Origin of the sequence: Streptomyces sp. NPDC058231 (assembly GCF_042882275.1) — a bacterium.
In the GTDB taxonomy this organism is placed as follows: domain Bacteria; phylum Actinomycetota; class Actinomycetes; order Streptomycetales; family Streptomycetaceae; genus Streptomyces.
In genome coordinates, this window is record NZ_JBHVWN010000019.1 from 24,601 (window position 1) to 40,621 (window position 16,021).

General features: G+C 71.4%; 10 protein-coding genes. 4 read left to right on the plus strand and 6 right to left on the minus strand.

What is annotated here, in order from left to right:
- Positions 1–116: 116 nt before the first annotated feature.
- The 3 genes from ACFVXE_RS15945 to pepN form a co-directional block, all read right to left on the minus strand.
- Positions 117–3,416: a S8 family serine peptidase gene (locus ACFVXE_RS15945; protein ID WP_389671739.1), complete on the minus strand. Its 3,300-nt coding sequence runs from the start codon at positions 3,414–3,416 to the stop codon at positions 117–119.
- A 168-nt stretch (positions 3,417–3,584) separates the two neighbouring features.
- Positions 3,585–4,616 (minus strand): hypothetical protein, encoded by a 1,032-nt coding sequence (locus tag ACFVXE_RS15950; protein ID WP_389671740.1) that lies wholly within the window; start codon positions 4,614–4,616, stop codon positions 3,585–3,587.
- A 276-nt stretch (positions 4,617–4,892) separates the two neighbouring features.
- Positions 4,893–7,508 (minus strand): aminopeptidase N, encoded by a 2,616-nt coding sequence (pepN, locus tag ACFVXE_RS15955; protein WP_389671741.1) that lies wholly within the window; start codon positions 7,506–7,508, stop codon positions 4,893–4,895.
- Between the two features lie 131 nt (positions 7,509–7,639).
- Here pepN and ACFVXE_RS15960 point away from each other — a divergent pair, with 131 nt between their 5' ends.
- The 3 genes from ACFVXE_RS15960 to ACFVXE_RS15970 all read left to right on the plus strand — a co-directional run bounded on the left by ACFVXE_RS15960 (position 7,640) and on the right by ACFVXE_RS15970 (position 11,343).
- Complete coding sequence (locus ACFVXE_RS15960) at positions 7,640–8,290, plus strand: DsbA family protein (protein ID WP_389671742.1); 651 nt, start codon at positions 7,640–7,642, stop codon at positions 8,288–8,290.
- A gap of 229 nt (positions 8,291–8,519) precedes the next feature.
- Positions 8,520–9,878 (plus strand): MFS transporter, encoded by a 1,359-nt coding sequence (locus ACFVXE_RS15965; RefSeq protein ID WP_389671743.1) that lies wholly within the window; start codon positions 8,520–8,522, stop codon positions 9,876–9,878.
- Positions 9,868–11,343, plus strand: coding sequence for a pyridoxal phosphate-dependent decarboxylase family protein (locus tag ACFVXE_RS15970; protein WP_389671744.1), 1,476 nt, complete (start codon positions 9,868–9,870; stop codon positions 11,341–11,343). Before ACFVXE_RS15965 ends, ACFVXE_RS15970 begins: the two co-directional genes overlap by 11 nt.
- A 59-nt stretch (positions 11,344–11,402) precedes the next feature.
- Here ACFVXE_RS15970 and ACFVXE_RS15975 read toward each other — a convergent pair whose 3' ends face one another.
- A complete protein-coding gene (locus tag ACFVXE_RS15975) occupies positions 11,403–12,083 on the minus strand; it encodes a CatB-related O-acetyltransferase (protein WP_389671745.1) in 681 nt (226 codons plus the stop codon).
- A gap of 210 nt (positions 12,084–12,293) precedes the next feature.
- Between ACFVXE_RS15975 and ACFVXE_RS15980 the strand changes: the two genes are divergently transcribed.
- Positions 12,294–12,938 (plus strand): histidine phosphatase family protein, encoded by a 645-nt coding sequence (locus ACFVXE_RS15980; RefSeq protein ID WP_389671746.1) that lies wholly within the window; start codon positions 12,294–12,296, stop codon positions 12,936–12,938.
- Positions 12,939–12,953: 15 nt separating this feature from the next.
- Here ACFVXE_RS15980 and ACFVXE_RS15985 read toward each other — a convergent pair whose 3' ends face one another.
- Both ACFVXE_RS15985 and ACFVXE_RS15990 read right to left on the minus strand, forming a co-directional pair.
- Positions 12,954–14,393, minus strand: a complete 1,440-nt coding sequence (locus ACFVXE_RS15985) for an amino acid permease (RefSeq protein ID WP_389671798.1) — start codon at positions 14,391–14,393, stop codon at positions 12,954–12,956.
- 145 nt (positions 14,394–14,538) lie between these two features.
- The gene (locus tag ACFVXE_RS15990) at positions 14,539–15,927 is read right to left on the minus strand and encodes an amino acid permease (protein WP_389671799.1); all 1,389 of its coding nucleotides are present in this window, start codon (positions 15,925–15,927) and stop codon (positions 14,539–14,541) included.
- Positions 15,928–16,021 lie beyond the last annotated feature (94 nt).

Consider the following 16,021-nt stretch of genomic DNA (forward strand, 5'->3'; position numbering starts at 1 on the left):
TTCCCGCTTGGGCGGGGGGGCCGGCGGGGGGGGGGGGGGGGGGGGGGGGGTTGTGGGGGGGGGCCTCTCCGCCCGGCCCGCGCCCCACTGTCCTCACCGGTGGGAGACCCGGACCGTTACGGCGTGACCTTCTCGATCACGACGCTGCCGGTGCCCGCCGCGGTACCGCGGCTGTTCACCAGCTGCACCTCGCCGAAGAACTGGCGTCCTTCGGGAGCCGCTCCGCCGACCACCACATCCGCGCCGACCTGCGCCGAAGCGCCGCCGGCCAGCTTCACGGCCTTCGACTCGTCGACCTTGAGCGTGCCGAGCGACGGGGCGTAGTACACGTCGCGGTAGTCGTACGTGGTCGTCCCGGCCGGAACCGAGTAGCCGTCCACCACGATCGTGTACGTACCGGCGGCGGGCTTCGCCAGGCTGACCGACTCCTCCGCACTCGCCGTCGTGGACGAGCCGACCTCGGTCCCGTCCTCGTCGAGCACGTACAGGTCGATGTCGGCGTTGGCGTCCGAGGTGCCGCCGATGGCGACGTCCAGCTTCTCGACGCCCGCACCGATGGTGACCGTGGTGACCTGCTGGTCACCCGTCTTGATCGACGGGGTGGCGACCTTCGCCGAGCCCAGCGAGCCGCCCTTGAGCTTGCCCTCCAGGGTGCCCGCCGTGTTGGTGACGGTCCAGTTCACCGCGGTCGGCGTCCCGATCTTCGCCTCGGGCAGCGTCTGCACGGCCGGGTCGAAGGACGCCCCGAGCAGGCCGACGTCCAGCTTGTACGGGTTGTCCAGCAACGGGGACGTGCGCCGTGCCTCGACCTCGATCTCCCAGACGCCGGGGGCCGGGTCGGCGTACGAGCGCACGTCCGGGCGGCAGGTGTTGGCCGGGTTGTCGTAGTTCGGGTAGCAGAACGGCGTACCGCTGTCCTCCATCTGCACCCCGTACGGGTGGATGGAGATGAACCGGGTCTGGCTGCCCGAGCGCAGCGCGCTCATGGCCACCTCGAGGGTCTTGGCGCCCTCGGGCACGTTCACGAAGTACGACGTGGTGCCGTTGCGCTGCACCGAGCCGGACGTCGAGAACGCGTAGGCGGGCTTCACCAGGTCCTTGGCGACGACGACCGTGGCGAGGATCTGCTGGTCCACCCCGGAGGTCTTCACGTCGTCGACCTGCAGGATCGCGCTGTGCACGCCCGCGCTGCCCGGCTTCGCCTGGACCTTGACGGTCACCGGCCGGCCCAGCGGCAGCGAGACGGTGCTGCTGCCGGCCAGGGTGAAGGTGCCGTCGTCGTTCTTCCAGGACAGCTTGTGCGCGACGGCCTTGTCCGGGCCCGTGGTGCGGGTGACCGTGACGTCGTACGACTTCTTCTGGCCGACCTTCAGGCCGCCCTCGCGGTCGTACAGACCGGTACCGAAGCCGGGGGTCTTCAGCGCGAAGTCGATCGCGGTGTCGACCGGGGCCTTCACCGAGTACTCGTGCGCCGGGGCGCCCTGCTTCTCGATCTGCTTCCAGGCACCGACGATGTTGATCAGACCGGCGCCCTGGGCGTGCGCGGGCACTCCCTTGATCTGGGTGGCGGTGCTGGTCAGCGCGGTGCGCAGGTCGGCCGGGGGCAGCTCGATGTTCTTCTGCTTCGCGGCGGACAGCAGCAGCGCGGTGGCTCCGGCGGCCTGCGGCGAGGCCATCGAGGTCCCCTGCAGCATGGAGTAGCCGGCCGGAAGCGAGTAGCCCGCCTCCTTGGCCGGGGCGCCGGGCAGCCAGGTCTGGGTGGAGTTGATGGACGAACCGGGCGCCGACAGCGTCGGGGCGAAGCCGCCGTCCTCACGCGGACCGCGCGAGGAGAACGGCAGCATGTCGTACGCCTTGGTGACGGCCGAGCCGTAGTTGGAGGCCCAGGTCTCCTTGGAGATGGTCGCGCCGACGGAGATGACGTGGTCGGCGAGGCCGGGGTCACCGATCGTGTTCACACCGGGGCCGTCGTTGCCCGCCGAGATGACCAGCTGGACGCCGTAACTGTCGATGAGCCGCTTGTACAGCTCCGAGCGGGCGTTGTTGCCGTCGTTGAGCGGCGGCAGGCCGCCGATCGACATGTTGACGACATCGACGCCGCGGTTCACGACGAGGTCGATCATGCCCTCGGTGAGCGCGATGTTGGTGCAGCCGCCGGACCAGGTGCAGGCGCGCGAGGAGACGATCTTCGCGCCCGGCGCGGCGCCGTTCATCTTGCCGCCGAAGAGCCCGTTGGCGGCGGTGATGCCGGCGACGTGGGTGCCGTGCTCACTCTCGATGACGCCGATGGAGACGTAGTCGGAGGTGTCACCGGCCGCGTCGTAGACGACGTCCTTGCGGGTCTCGACGACGAACGGGATGCGCTCGACGACATCGGTCCGCGGGTCGTCCGTACCGAAGTAGGAGACCTGGTGCTTCTCCTTGTACGGCTTCAGGACGGCGTCGTCGGAGAAGTCGGCGTTGTTGTTCAGGTCGACGCGGGTGGTGCCGGTGACCGGGTCGTAGAGCACGGCCCAGGTGTCGGTGGTGTCACCGTCGCGGTTGAGGTCGCCCGCCATGTCACCGCCCTTGGTGGCGGCCTCGGCGAACATCTTGATCTTGTACGAGCCCGTGGGCGCGGAGTAGGTGCGGCCGCCGTAGGTGAACGTCGGGCCGGACACGGCGTCCGTCATCCGCAGCCAGGTGCCGTCGCCGTCGCTGACCGGGTCGGTGGCCGTCACCCAGTCGACGATCTTGCGCTCGCCGGTGCTGGTCCTCTGCAGTGCGGGGTGACCGAGGTCGACGCCCGCGTCCAGGATGCCGATGGTCACGCCGCGGCCGTCGGCCTTGGGGTGCTGCTTGACGAAGTCGACCGCCCCCGTCTCGAAGGACGGGTTGTACGGGTTCTTCGCCGGCGTCTTCCTGCCCGGTGCCGGGTAGGTCCCCGTGGACTTCGTCTTCGCCCCGGTGGCCCGGTCGCCCGCGGGCGCCGGGTCGTCGAGCATGATCTCCTGCTTGAGATCGATGCCGTGGACGGACGTCAGCTTCGAGGCGGCCTTGATGGCCGCCTCGGCGGCCGAGGTCGGCACGGTCGCGCGGACGTAACCGAGCTTGTCGTACGTGCGACCCAGCACGGAGCCCTTGACGGCATCCAGCTGCTCGGTGACCTGCTCGGTGGCGCCGGGCGCGGTGGCGACCATCATCGTGATGGTCTTCTCGCCCTTGGCCTGAGCCTCGGTCAGGACATCGGCATCGGCCGCACCGAGCTTGTCGCTCCCGGCGGCTGCCTTCACGGGCACGGTGGCCGGGTCGTCGGCGGCGAAGACCGGGGCGACGCCGGAGGCGGCCAGCGCGGCCACCAGGCCGGCAGCGGCCGCGACCCGGGCCACACGTCTCGCCCCGGGTATGGAGCTGGTGGATTCGGAGGTCATCAGCATCCCTGTATCTGGAAGAGAAAGTCCGGAATTCGGTACCGGATGGTCGCTCAGCCTTTCGCAAATGACAGGGATTTGTGGAGGGTTGGGGTAGGCGAGTTACGGCCATGGCGCACTTCCGCCAGTGGGGCCGATGCGCCATGCGGGGCGAAAGAGGCGATAACTCCCTTGTCACCGCGGCAGGATGACCACGTACGCGGCCGGCTCACGGTCACCGGCCGCCATCAGCGCGGTACGGACCACGGCCGCCTGCTGCTCCAGGGCATCCCGCAGCCTTCCCGGCGTGAGGTGGACGACGGTGACGCCGAGCCGCTCCAGGTGCTCCCGCTTCGCGGCGTACCCGGACCACTCGGTGTCGTGATCCGCCTGACGCCGGCCGTCGCCGAGCACGCTGTGCCGGGGCGCGCGGGCGTCGAGCTCGACGGCGACCGCCTCGTCCGGCCAGTAGGCGTCCACCCCGCCCAGATGCGGGCCACCGGGAAGCCGGAGATCCACGTTCCACAGTGGTTCCGGCAGTCCGCAGGTGCGCACCATCTCGTACAGCCGCCGCTCCGCGAGCGCCCGTCCCTCGCCGAGCAAGGACTCCACGGCGTCGACGACAGGGGGGCGGCCCAGCAGTTTGGCGCGGCTCAGTTCGCGCACCACCGCGGCGGGTTCGCAGTGTTCCCCGCGGACCGCCTCGGTGAGCAGCCGGCGTACGGTCCGCGAGTCCGCGAGTCCGTCGACCGCATCCGCGAGCGCTCGTGCCACGGGAGCCGCCGGCAGCCCGGAGAGCCTTACCGGGCGCGGGAGTTCGGCGGTCCGCACCACATGTGCGTACCGGGCTGACCGCAGCCGCCGGGTGCGGGGCACCAGCACGTCGATCCGGTCGAGCGAACTCAGCGGCGGTACGTCGGAGAGCCCGTGCAGGGCGAGCGCGGCGAGCCCGGTGACCATGCCCTCGCCGTACCCGGCCTCCGCGGCGCCGCGCCGGCGCCCGGCGTACAGCAGGGCGGAGCGCAGTCGCTCCTCGCCGGTGGGCGGACCCGGGTGCAGCACGTACACACCGGGCAGTGGCTGCTGCCACGGACCGCCGGTCCGGCACTGCTCGGCTGCCCGGGCGGTGGACACGCCGTGCGCCTTCAACTGCTCGGCGGTCAGGACGCGTTCGACAGGGGAGGGGAGGCGGAGGTGGCGGGGGGCGAGTGGGGTGTTCTGAGTCATGTCCCGGGGTATGCCGCAGGCCGCGGTACGACTAACCCCTGTTACACGCTCGTCGACAATTCAGGACAACGCCGCCCTAAAGTACGGGAGTTCGACGACCGAAAAGGACCTGCCCGCCGGGGATTGTGCTCTCTCCCCGGCCGACGACCCGCCCTGAGGCCGGTCCGGGGGCGGTACGGCTGCCGTGGCCCGAGCACGCCCTCGCCCCGGACGGGCCGGGAGGAACCGGCTCGTCCGGGGCGCACACGGCCACCGCGCCCGCCCGGGCGCGACCGGTCAGAGAGCGGACTGCGCTCCCGCGTCACACGCCTGCGCCCGCAGTGCCCGGGCCAGGTCGTCGCGTGCCTCCACCACCAGTCGCCGCAGCGCCGGGGCCGCGTCCGGGCGGGCACCGAGCCACGCGTCCGTCGCCGCCAGCGTCGTGGGGTCGTCCTGCAGCGCCGGGAACAGCCCCCGCACCACGGCCATCCCGATCTGGATCGACCGCTCGGCCCACACCCGCTCGATGACCTCGAAGTAGGTGGTGGTGTACGGCGCCAGCAACTCCCGCTGCGAGGACTGCCCGAACCCGGCGATCGTCGCCTCGACCAGCGCGTTGGACAGCGCGTCCGACTCCACCACCGCAGCCCACGCCTGCGCCTTGACCGCCGCCGACGGCCGGGAGGCCAGACACCGTACCTGGTGCCGCTTGCCGGACGCCGTGTCGTCACGGGCCAGTTCGGCGTCGATCACCGACTCGTCGGCGACACCGTGCGCGGCCAGCGGGGACAGGAATGCCCATCGCAGCTCCTGGTCGACCTCCAGGCCGTCGACCCGGGCGGACGCGCCCAGCAGTGCGGACAGCAGCTGGAAGTCCGATTCCGAGTCCGCGACCGCGGCGAAGAACCGCGCCCAGGCCAGCTGGTGTTCGCTTCCCGGCTCGGCGATCCGCAGCTCCCGCAGCGCCCCCTCGGCCAGTGCCCTGCCGCCCACCTCGCGCCACCCCGGGGCGGCGTAGTGGGTGATCGCGGTCCGGGTCCAGGAGTGCAGCATCTGCAGGACACCGATGTCGGACTCCCGGCCGGAGAACGCCAGCACCAGCGAGACGAAGTCGCGGGCCGGCATCAGTCCGTCCCGCGTCAGGTTCCACAGCGCCGACCAGCACAGGGCCCGTGCCAGCGGGTCCGTGATGTCGCCGAGGTGCGCGCGCAGCGTGTCGAGCGAGGCCTCGTCGAAACGGACCTTGCAGTACGTGAGGTCGTCGTCGTTGACGAGGACCAGCTCGGGCCGCTCGGCCCCGGCCAGCTCCGCCACCACGGTGCGCGGACCCGCCACGTCCACCTCGGCGCGGGCGTACCGCACCAGGTCGCCACCGGGCGTGCGACGGTACAGGCCGACCGCGACCCGGTGCGGCCGCAGCTCCGGATGCGAGTCGGCCGCCTCCTGGACGACCGCCAGCTCGGTGATCCGGTCCGCCGCGTCGTACGTCACCACCGGCGTCAGCGAGTTGACGCCCGCGGTCTGCAGCCACGACCGCGACCAGCCGGCCATGTCCCGGCCGGACGTCTCGGCCAGCACCGACAGCAGGTCGCCCAGCCGCGTGTTGCCGTACGCGTGCTTCTTGAAGTAGCGCCGGGCGCCCTCCAGGAACGCGTCCCGTCCCACGTACGCCACCAGCTGCTTCAGCACCGAGGCGCCCTTGGCGTACGTGATGCCGTCGAAGTTCAGCTTGGCGTCCTCCAGGTCACGGATGTCGGCCGTGATCGGGTGCGTGGACGGCAGCTGGTCGGCCCGGTAGGCCCAGGCCTTGCGATTGTTGGCGAAGGTGATCCAGCCGTTCTCGAAGCGGGTCGCCTCCACCATCGAGAACGTCCCCATGAAGTCGGCGAACGACTCCTTCAGCCACAGGTCGTCCCACCACTGCATGGTGACGAGGTCGCCGAACCACATGTGTGCCATCTCGTGCAGGATGACGTTGGCCCGGCTCTCGTACGCCGCCTGCGTCACCTTCCCGCGGAAGATGTACTCCTCGCGGAACGTGACGCAGCCCGGGTTCTCCATCGCGCCGAGGTTGTACTCGGGCACGAACGCCTGGTCGTACTTCCCGAACGGGTACGGGTAGTCGAAGTTGTCGTGGAAGAAGTCCAGGCCCTGCTTGGTGACGAGGAAGATGTCGTCCGCGTCGAAGTGACGGGCCAGGCCCTTGCGGCACAGCGCGCCGAGCGGGATGTCCAGGGTCGTGCCGTCGTCGAACGTGCGGCTGTAGGAGTCGGTCACGTGGTGGTACGGGCCGGCGACGACCGCGGTGATGTACGTGGAGATCGGCGCCGTCTCGCTGAACCGCCAGACCCCGCCGTCCCGGGACTCCTCGGCCCCGTTGCTCCAGACCGTCCACCCCTCGGGAGCCGTCACCTCGAAGCGGAAGCGGGCCTTCAGGTCGGGCTGCTCGAAGTTCGCGAAGACGCGACGTGCGTCGGCCGGCTCGTACTGCGTGTAGAGGTAGACCTCGCCGTCCTCCGGGTCCACGAACCGGTGCAGCCCCTCGCCGGTCCTGCTGTACGCGCACTGCGCGTCGACCACCAGGACGTTCTCGCCCTCCGGCAGGTCGTCCAGCGCCACTCGCGTCCCGTCGAAGACGACGGCGGGGTCGAGCGCCTTCCCGTTCAGCGTCACCGACGACACGCTCGGCGCCAGCAGGTCCGCGAAGGTCGACACCCCTGCCCGCCGGGAGCGGAAGCGGATCGTCGTCACCGAGCGGAAGGTCCGCGGACCGGCCGGACGGTCGCCGCCGTCCCCGCCGTTCTCGGGCTCGCCGATCGCGGAACGCACGTCGAGAACGACGTCGTATCCGTCGACGGCCAGCAGTTCGGCCCGCTCTTGGGCCTCGTCGCGGGACAGGTTCTGACCGGGCACGGGCGCACTCCTTTGTGTCACGTTCGAATGCTTTGATCCTCCCATGTGCGTTCCGGCCCCGGCATGCGGGAATGACGGGGCCCTTCGGCCGCGTTCTCGGGCACAGGTGCGAACACCTCATGAGGAGAGACATGTCTGAGAACAGCCCGGTGAACGGCAAGACCCCGGCCGATTTCTGGTTCGACCCGCTCTGCCCCTGGGCGTGGATGACCTCCCGCTGGATGCTGGAGGTGGAGAAGGTCCGCGACGTCGAGGTGCGCTGGCACGTGATGAGCCTTGCCGTCCTCAACGAGGACAAGCTCGACCAGCTCCCCGACGAGTACCGCGACATGCTGGAGAACAAGGCCTGGGGCCCGGTCCGCGTCGTCGTCGCCGCCCAGCAGAAGCACGGCGACGACATCGTCGGCCCGCTGTACACCGCGCTCGGCACCCGCTTCCACAACAACGGCGAGGGCGCCACCCGCGAGGCGATCGTCGGCGCGCTGGAGGACGTCGGCCTGCCGGTCGAGCTCGCGGAGTACGCCGACTCGGACGCGTACGACACCGAGCTCCGCGCCTCCCACAAGGAGGGCATCGACAAGGTCGGCCAGGAGGTCGGCACTCCGGTCATCGCGGTGCCCGGCTCCGACGGCGAGCAGATCGCGTTCTTCGGCCCGGTCGTGACCCCCGCCCCCAAGGGCGACGAGGCGGCGAGGCTCTGGGACGGCACACTGCTCGTGGCGTCGATCCCCGGCTTCTACGAGATCAAGCGGACCCGGACGCAGGGCCCGATATTCGACTGACGTGCCCGCCCGGTGCGGGTCCCGGCCGCTGCCCGGACCCGCACCGCGTGGCGGCTCAGGTACGGCGTGCCGGGCCTCGCCGGCCGCACGAGCCGCACGGCCGGTGACGTCGGAGCCGAGGTCCCCCTCCGGATCGGCCGCCCGGCCGCGAACTGCCCCTGCTGGAGTTCACACCCACGTCACGCCCAGCCCTTGCCGCGGACTCGAACTCTCGTTCATGATCTGCGGCATGTCAGCCGACGTCCGCACGAACCGGGAACCGGCCCCGCAGCTACCGCGCCGTGTCCGGATCGGATACGGGCTCGGCTCCCTGTGCACCGGCACCTTCGCCACCGTGCCCGGGCTGATCCTGCTCTACTACCTCACCGACGTGCTGGCCGTGCCCGCCGCCGTCGCGGGCGCCGCGGTCTTCCTCCCCAAGGCGTGGGACGTCCTGATCAACCCGCTGGTCGGAGCCTTCTCCGACCGCAGCCGGCTGCGCGGCGGCCCGCGCCGCCCGTTCCTGCTGATCGGCGCGTGCACCCTGCCGCCGCTCTTCGCGCTGCTCTTCGCCGCGCCGCCGCTGCGCGGCGCGCCGGCGGCCGGTTACGTGGCGGTCCTGTTCCTGCTGGCCGCGACCGCGTACGCCGTGTTCCAGGTGCCGTACGTGACGATGCCCGCCGAGATGACGGAGGATCCGGCCGAGCGCGGCCGGATCCTGGCCTGGCGGGTCTCGTTCCTCGGCGTCGCCATCCTGCTGTCCGGCGCGCTCGCCCCCGCGATCGCGCACGCCGACGGCGACACCCCGGCGGGCTACCGGCTGATGGGCGTGGTCGTCGCCGTGCTGCTCGCCCTGGGCATGTTCGGCGCATGGTTCACCACCCGGTGGGCCCCGTCGGCGGTCCGCAGCGAGTCCGAACCTTCGCTGCGCGCCCAGCTCGCCGCCGCCCGCTCGAACCGGCCGTTCCTCCTCCTGGCGGGCATGTGGACCCTGCAGGCACTCGCCATCGGCGTGATGCTCGCGGGCGTCCAGTACTTCGCGACGTACACGCTCGGCTCGGCCAACGCCGTGACTCCGCTCTTCGCCTGCATGATCGGCCCGTTGGTGCTCTTCATGCCGCTGTGGAACCGGCTGGCCGGGATCCGCGGCACGACGTACGCCCAGTGGTGTGCCTCGCTCCTCTATCTCGCCGGCGCGGCGGCGCTCGCGTTCACCCGGCAGGGCGGTCCCGCGCTCGGCTACGCCGCCGTGGCCGTCGTCGGAATCGCTTACGCCGGGCTCCAGTTGCTGCCCCTGACCATGCTCGCCGACACACTGGCCGCCGACGCCGTCCGCACCGGCAGACGGCGGGCCGCGACGTTCACCGGGCTGTGGACGGCAGCCGAGACGCTCGCCTTCGCGCTGGGCGCCGGAGCGTTCGCCCTGGTCCTCGCCTTCACGGGCTTCCGCTCCTCGGACGCCGGCCACCGGGTGGATCAGCCGGCCGCGGCGCTGACCGGCATCACCGCCGGCATGAGCGTGCTGCCCGCCGTCCTCGCGGTGGCGAGCCTGTGGCTGCTGCACCGGTATTCCGCCCCTGACGAGGAAGAGCCCGCCCATGCCGACTGACCCCACGCCCCGGGCGCTGCCCGAGGGGCTGCCCGCCGCCGAGGTCCTCGCCGAACTGCGTTCGCTGCGCGGCGCCGACGCGCCGACCCGTGGCGGGCGCACCTTCGCGTACGTCTACGACGCCGGCCTGGACGGCCTCGACGAGCTGGCGGCCGCCGCGTACACCGCGTACGCGACCGTCAACGGGCTCGACATGACGGTCTTCCCGAGCGTCGCCCGCCTGGAGAACGACCTGGTGGCCGCGGCGGCGGCGCTGCTGGGCGGCGGGCCCGGCACCCAGGGCACCTTCACCAGCGGCGGGACGGAGTCCATCCTGCTCGCGGTGAAGACGGCCCGCGACCACGCCCGGTCGGAACGGGGCGTCACCGAACCGCAGTTGCTCCTGCCGTCCACCGCCCATGCGGCCTTCCACAAGGCGGCGGCGTATCTGGGCCTGGAGCCGGTGGTCGTCCCGGTGGACCCCGCCACCTACCGGGCCGACGCCGCCGCGACGGCAGCCGCGATCACGTCCCGCACCGCCCTCGTGGTGGCCTCCGCGCCGTCGTACGCGCACGGGGTGATCGACCCGGTCGCGGAGATCGCCGCGGCGGCCGCGGACCGAGGCGTGCTCTGTCACGTGGACGCCTGCATCGGCGGCTGGATCCTGCCCTATCTGCGCCGCGCCGGCCGCGACGTCCCGCCGTTCGACCTCTCGCTCCCCGGCGTCACCTCGCTCTCCGTCGACCTGCACAAGTACGGTTACGCGGACAAGGGCGCCTCGGTGGTGCTGTACCGGGACGCCGCGCTCCGCCGCCACCAGTACTTCGCCCACGCGGGCTGGCCCGGCTACCCGGTCGTCAACCCGACCGTCCAGGGCACCAAGTCGGCGGGGCTGCTGGCACAGGCGTGGGCGGTGCTGAGGCATGTCGGCGAGGACGGGTACACACACCTTGCGGCCCGGGTCGCGGAGGCATCGGACCGGCTGCTCCCGGGCCTGCGCGGAACGGAGGGCGTACACGTCCTCGGTGACCCGTCGGCCGGACTGGTCGCCTTTACGGTCCTCACGTCCGGCGCCCCGGATCTGAGCCTGCTCCTGCACCTCGCGGACGAGATGCGCGAACGCGGCTGGTACCTCCAGCCGCAGCTCTCCTTCGACGGGCTGCCGCCCAACCTCCACCTCACGCTGACCCCGGCCACGTTCGGCCAGGTCGACGCCCTCCTCGCCGACCTCGGCTCGGCCCTGTCGGTGGCCCGCGCGCTGCCTCCGGTCACGGTCGACCCGGCCCTGGCCGAACTGGCCGCCGGGCTCGACCCGTCGACGCTGGGCCCGGAGGAGATCGCGGCGGTGCTGGCCTTCGCGGGCCTCGACGGCGACGCGGGCCTCCCGGCGCGGATGGCACCGGTCCTGGTGCTGCTGGACGCGCTGCCGGGACCGTTGAAGGAGCGGCTGCTCGCGGAGTTCGTGGGATCGATCTTCCGGATCTGAGCTCGGCGCCCACCGGGGCTGTGCCGGCACCGCGGCGCAGCCCCCGACCGGAGGGTACGTCAGCTGCTGGGCGGTGACGGCAGCGGCATCCCGTCCGGGGCGGCTGCCTCGAGCGCGTCGACGCTGCCGGACATGATCGTCCGGACGTGCCGGGTGATCAGCTCGACGGGCCAGTCCCACCAGGCGACGGCGAGGAGCCGGGCCACGGTTTCCTCGTCGTAGCGGGTACGGATCGGCCGGGCCGGATTGCCGCCGACGATGCCGTAGTCCGGGACGTCGGAGACCACGACCGCCCGGGCACCGATGATCGCCCCGTGCCCGATCCGCACCCCCGGCAGAACCGTCGCACCGTAGCCGAACCAGACGTCGTTGCCGACGACCGTGTCACCGCGGTTCGGCAGTCCGGTCAGCAGATCGAAGTGATCGGCCCAGGGACCGCCCATGGTGGGGAACGGGAACGTGGACGGGCCGTCCATGCGGTGGTTGGCGCCGTTCATGAGGAACCGCACCCCGGTGCCGAGTGCACAGAACTTCCCGATGACGAGCTTCTCCGGGCCGTAGTGGTACAGCACGTTCCGGGTCTCGAACGCGGTCGCGTCGTCGGGGTCGTCGTAGTACGAGAACTCCCCGACCTCGATCAGCTCCGACTTCACCAGGGGCTTCAGCAGCACGACGCGCGGCTGGCCCGGCATGGGATGCAGTACGGCGGGGTCGGGCAGGGTGCCGGGGGGCGGAGTCATGGCCGCCATCATCACATCCGCCCTCGAAGACGTGCATGCCCTTTCCGGATCCGGGGCGCCGGACCGCGAACATGGGGGAGCCCCCGTGAGGTCCTTCGCGCACCGCCCCGGCGCGCGGTGCGGTTGCTCCGACGTGGTGGACGAACCGGAGCGGCGGGGCAGGCTCCCCGGGACGTTCGACGCCCACGCCCGGTCCCGAATGGAGAACCCATGACCCTCAGCACCCCGAGCGCATCGACGACCCTGCTGCTCGTCCGGAACGGACAGACGGTCTGGCACGCCGACCGGCGCTACACCGGGATCAGTGATGTCCCCCTCACCGACGAGGGCCGTCGGCAGGCCGGGCAGCTGGCACGGTGGGCGTCCCGGCATCCGGTCGACGCGATCTGGACGTCGACGCTCTCCCGCGCGGTCGAGACCGCCGAACCCGCCTGCCGGGCACTCGGACTCGTACCCGGGCGCGACCCCGATCTGTGCGAGTGCGACTTCGGGGCGGTGGAGGGGCGTTCCCTCGCCGAGTTCGCGGCGCAGGACCCGGAGCGGGCCGAGGCGTACCGCGCCGACCCGGTGATCAACGCCTTCCCCGGGGCCGAGGACCCGCGCGTGGCGGCGGCCCGGGGGACGACGGCGCTGCGCCGGATCGCGGAGGGCCATCCGGGGCAGCGCGTCCTCGTCGTCGCGCACAACACGCTGCTGCGGCTGGTGCTCTGCGAACTGCTGTCGATTCCGCTCGGCGAGTACCGCCGTGTCTTTCCGCGGCTGGTGGACGCGGCGGTCAGTGAGGTGCAGCTGGGCGAGGAGGGCGGGGCGCTGCTCTCCCTCAACCTGCCGAGCGCACCGGACCCCGGCCCGTGACGGCCGGTCCGGATTTCAGCTCTCGACGGCCCCGGTCCCGGAAGCGCCCGAGGCGGCGGCCCGCCGCTGCCGTACGGCACCGATCACGATCAGAACGGCGGTCAGCACGCCGGTCGCCAGCAGCTGGTCACGGGTGTCGGGCTGGCGAAGCATCAGTACGAAGATGCCGGCCATGGCCAGCAGCGCCAGTACCGTCCCCGCCGGGAACAGCCACATCCGGACGACCAGCTTCTCGGGCGCCTCCTGCTCCAGCCGGCTGCGCAGTCGCAGCTGCGAGAACGCGATGAAGATCCAGACGACCAGGATCACCGCGCCGATCATGTTGAGCAGCCAGGGGAAGACGTCCTCCGGCCGCCAGTAGCTGAGCAGCACGCACAGGAAACCGAAGACGGACGAGACGAGAACCGCGTTGCGCGGCACGCCGGAGGTGACCCTGCCCAGCGCCTTCGGACCCTGGCCGCGCGCGACCAGCGAGCAGGCCATGCGGGAGGCGCCGTAGATGTTGGCGTTCATCGCGGAGAGCAGGGCGACGAAGATGACCACCCGCATGATCTCCGCGGCGCCGGCGATGCCGAGGTGATCGAGGGTCGCGTAGAAGGGGCCGACGGTGGCGACCTTCGGGTCGTCCCACGGCACGAGTGTGACGATGACCGCCATCGAGCCGACGTAGAACAGCGCGATACGCCACATCGCCGTCCGTACCGCCTTGGCGACGCCCTGCACCGGGTTCTCGGACTCGGCGGCGGCGATGGTGACCGTCTCCAGGCCGCCGTACGCGAAGACGGAGGCGAGCAGCCCGATGACGAAGCCGTTGGAACCGTGCGGCAGGAACCCGCCGTCACCGGTGAGATTGGCGCGGCCCGGGGCGTCCGTGCCGGGCAGCACCCCGAGGATCGCCAGCACGCCCAGCACCAGGAAGAGCGTGATCGCGGCGACCTTGAGGGCGGCGAACCAGAACTCGAACTCGCCGAAGTTCCTCACCGCGGCCAGATTCGTGCCCAGGAAGACCGCCATGAACAGCGCGACCCAGGCCCACTCGGGGGTGCCCGGCAGCCAGCCGGTGACGATCTGCGCGGCGCCGATCCCTTCGAGGCCGACGGCGACACTGAGCAGCACCCAGAAGGACCATCCGGCGGTGAACCCCGCCCACGGCCCGAACGCCCGTTCCGCGTGCACGGAGAAGGAGCCGGAGGCGGGGTTGGCGGCGGACATCTCGCCGAGCATGCGCATCACGAACATGACGAGCAGTCCGGAGACGGCGTAGGCGAGGACGATCGAGGGGCCGGCGGAGGCGATTCCCGCACCGGAACCGACGAACAGCCCGGCCCCGATGACTCCGCCGAGGGCGATCATCGACAGATGGCGCTGTTTCAGCCCATGGGTGAGGGCGGAGTCGACCGGGACTGCCGGGACTTCGGATCCGGCGGTGGATTCAGGCGCGGAGGTCCGGAACATGGACAAGCTCTGTTCGGTAGATGAGACGGGGACGAGATCACAGTCTTTCCACGCCCACCGCTCTCAAGGAATGCCTGTCCGCTATACGGGCACCGAGCTCACACATGGTGCACACGCGCCTACGCACCCGCGACGGATCTGCCGGTCAGGTCCGGTGCCTGTCCCGTACCTCCCGGGCCAGCGCCACGAGCAGCACCAGGCCGGTGGCCCCCGCCGACCACAGCACCTGCGGGCGCGCCACGTCGTCGGTGAGCATCAGCACGAGCACGGAGGCGAGGGCGGCCAGGGTCAGCCAGGTCAGCCAGGGGAAGCACCACATCCGCAGGGACAGCGCCTCGGGCGCCTCGCGTTCGAGACGGCGGCGCAGCCGCAGTTCGGAAGCGGCGATCAGGCCCCACACGAACAGCAGTACCGCGCCGACCGCGTTGAGCAGATAGAGGAAGACGGAGTCGGGCCACTCCAGGTTGAGCAGCACGGAGACGAAGCCGAAGGCGACAGAGGCGAGAACCGCCCGCCGCGGCACCCCGCCCCGGCCGCTCCCGGACACCTTGAGCAGCCCGCGCGGCCCCTCGCCGCGCTCCGCCAGCGAGAAGATCATCCGTGATGAACCGTAGAGATTGGCGTTGAGCGCCGAGAGCAGCGCCACGAACACCACGATGTTCATGATCTGCCCGGCCGACGGCACCCCGATCGCGTCCAGCACCTTGACGTACGGGCTCAGCCCGGCCCGCTGCGAGGTCCACGGCAGCACGGTCACGATCACCAGCATCGACCCGACGTAGAAGAAGAGGATGCGGACGACCGCGCTGCGCACCGCACGTCCCACCGCGCGCGCCGGATCGGCGGTCTCGGCCGCCGCGATCGTCACGACCTCCAGCCCGCCGAAGGCGAAGACGACGGTCAGCACCCCGGAGACGACCCCGCTCCAGCCGTTCGGCAGGAAGCCGCCCCGGCCGGTGAGGTTGGTCAGCCCGACCGGCTCGGTGTCGGGGAGCAGCCCGAAGACGGCCAGCAGCCCGAGTACGAGGAAGACCACGATCGCGGTGACCTTGAGGGCGGCGAACCAGAACTCGAACTCACCGAAGTTCTTCACCGCGGTCAGATTGGCGACGGTGAACACCACCATGAACGCCAGCACCCAGACCCACTGGTCCACGGCCGGCACCCAGCCGTGGGCGATCTGCGCGGCGGCGGTCGCCTCCACGGCCAGGACCACCACCAGCAGGAACCAGTAGAGCCAGCCCACGCTGAACCCGGCCCAGCGGCCGAGCGCCCGTTCCGCGTGGACGGAGAACGAGCCGGAGGCGGGCATCGCGGCCGACATCTCGCCGAGCATCCGCATCACCAGCATCGCGAGCGCGCCCGCGATCAGGTACGACACGACGATGGCCGGGCCCGCGACGGCGATCCCGGCGCCCGAGCCGACGAAGAGCCCGGCGCCGATCACCCCGCCGAGGCCGAGCATCGTGAGATGGCGCTGCTTCAGCCCGTGCGAGAGCGGTTCCTGCTGCGTGGGGGGAGGGGTGTCATGCATGGGGGTGCGGGTCACTCTCGGATCATTATCGGGAACCTACAGTCTCACGCTGCGAGACCCCGCTCGGCAGGCAGGACCCTCTCCGCCCTCACCT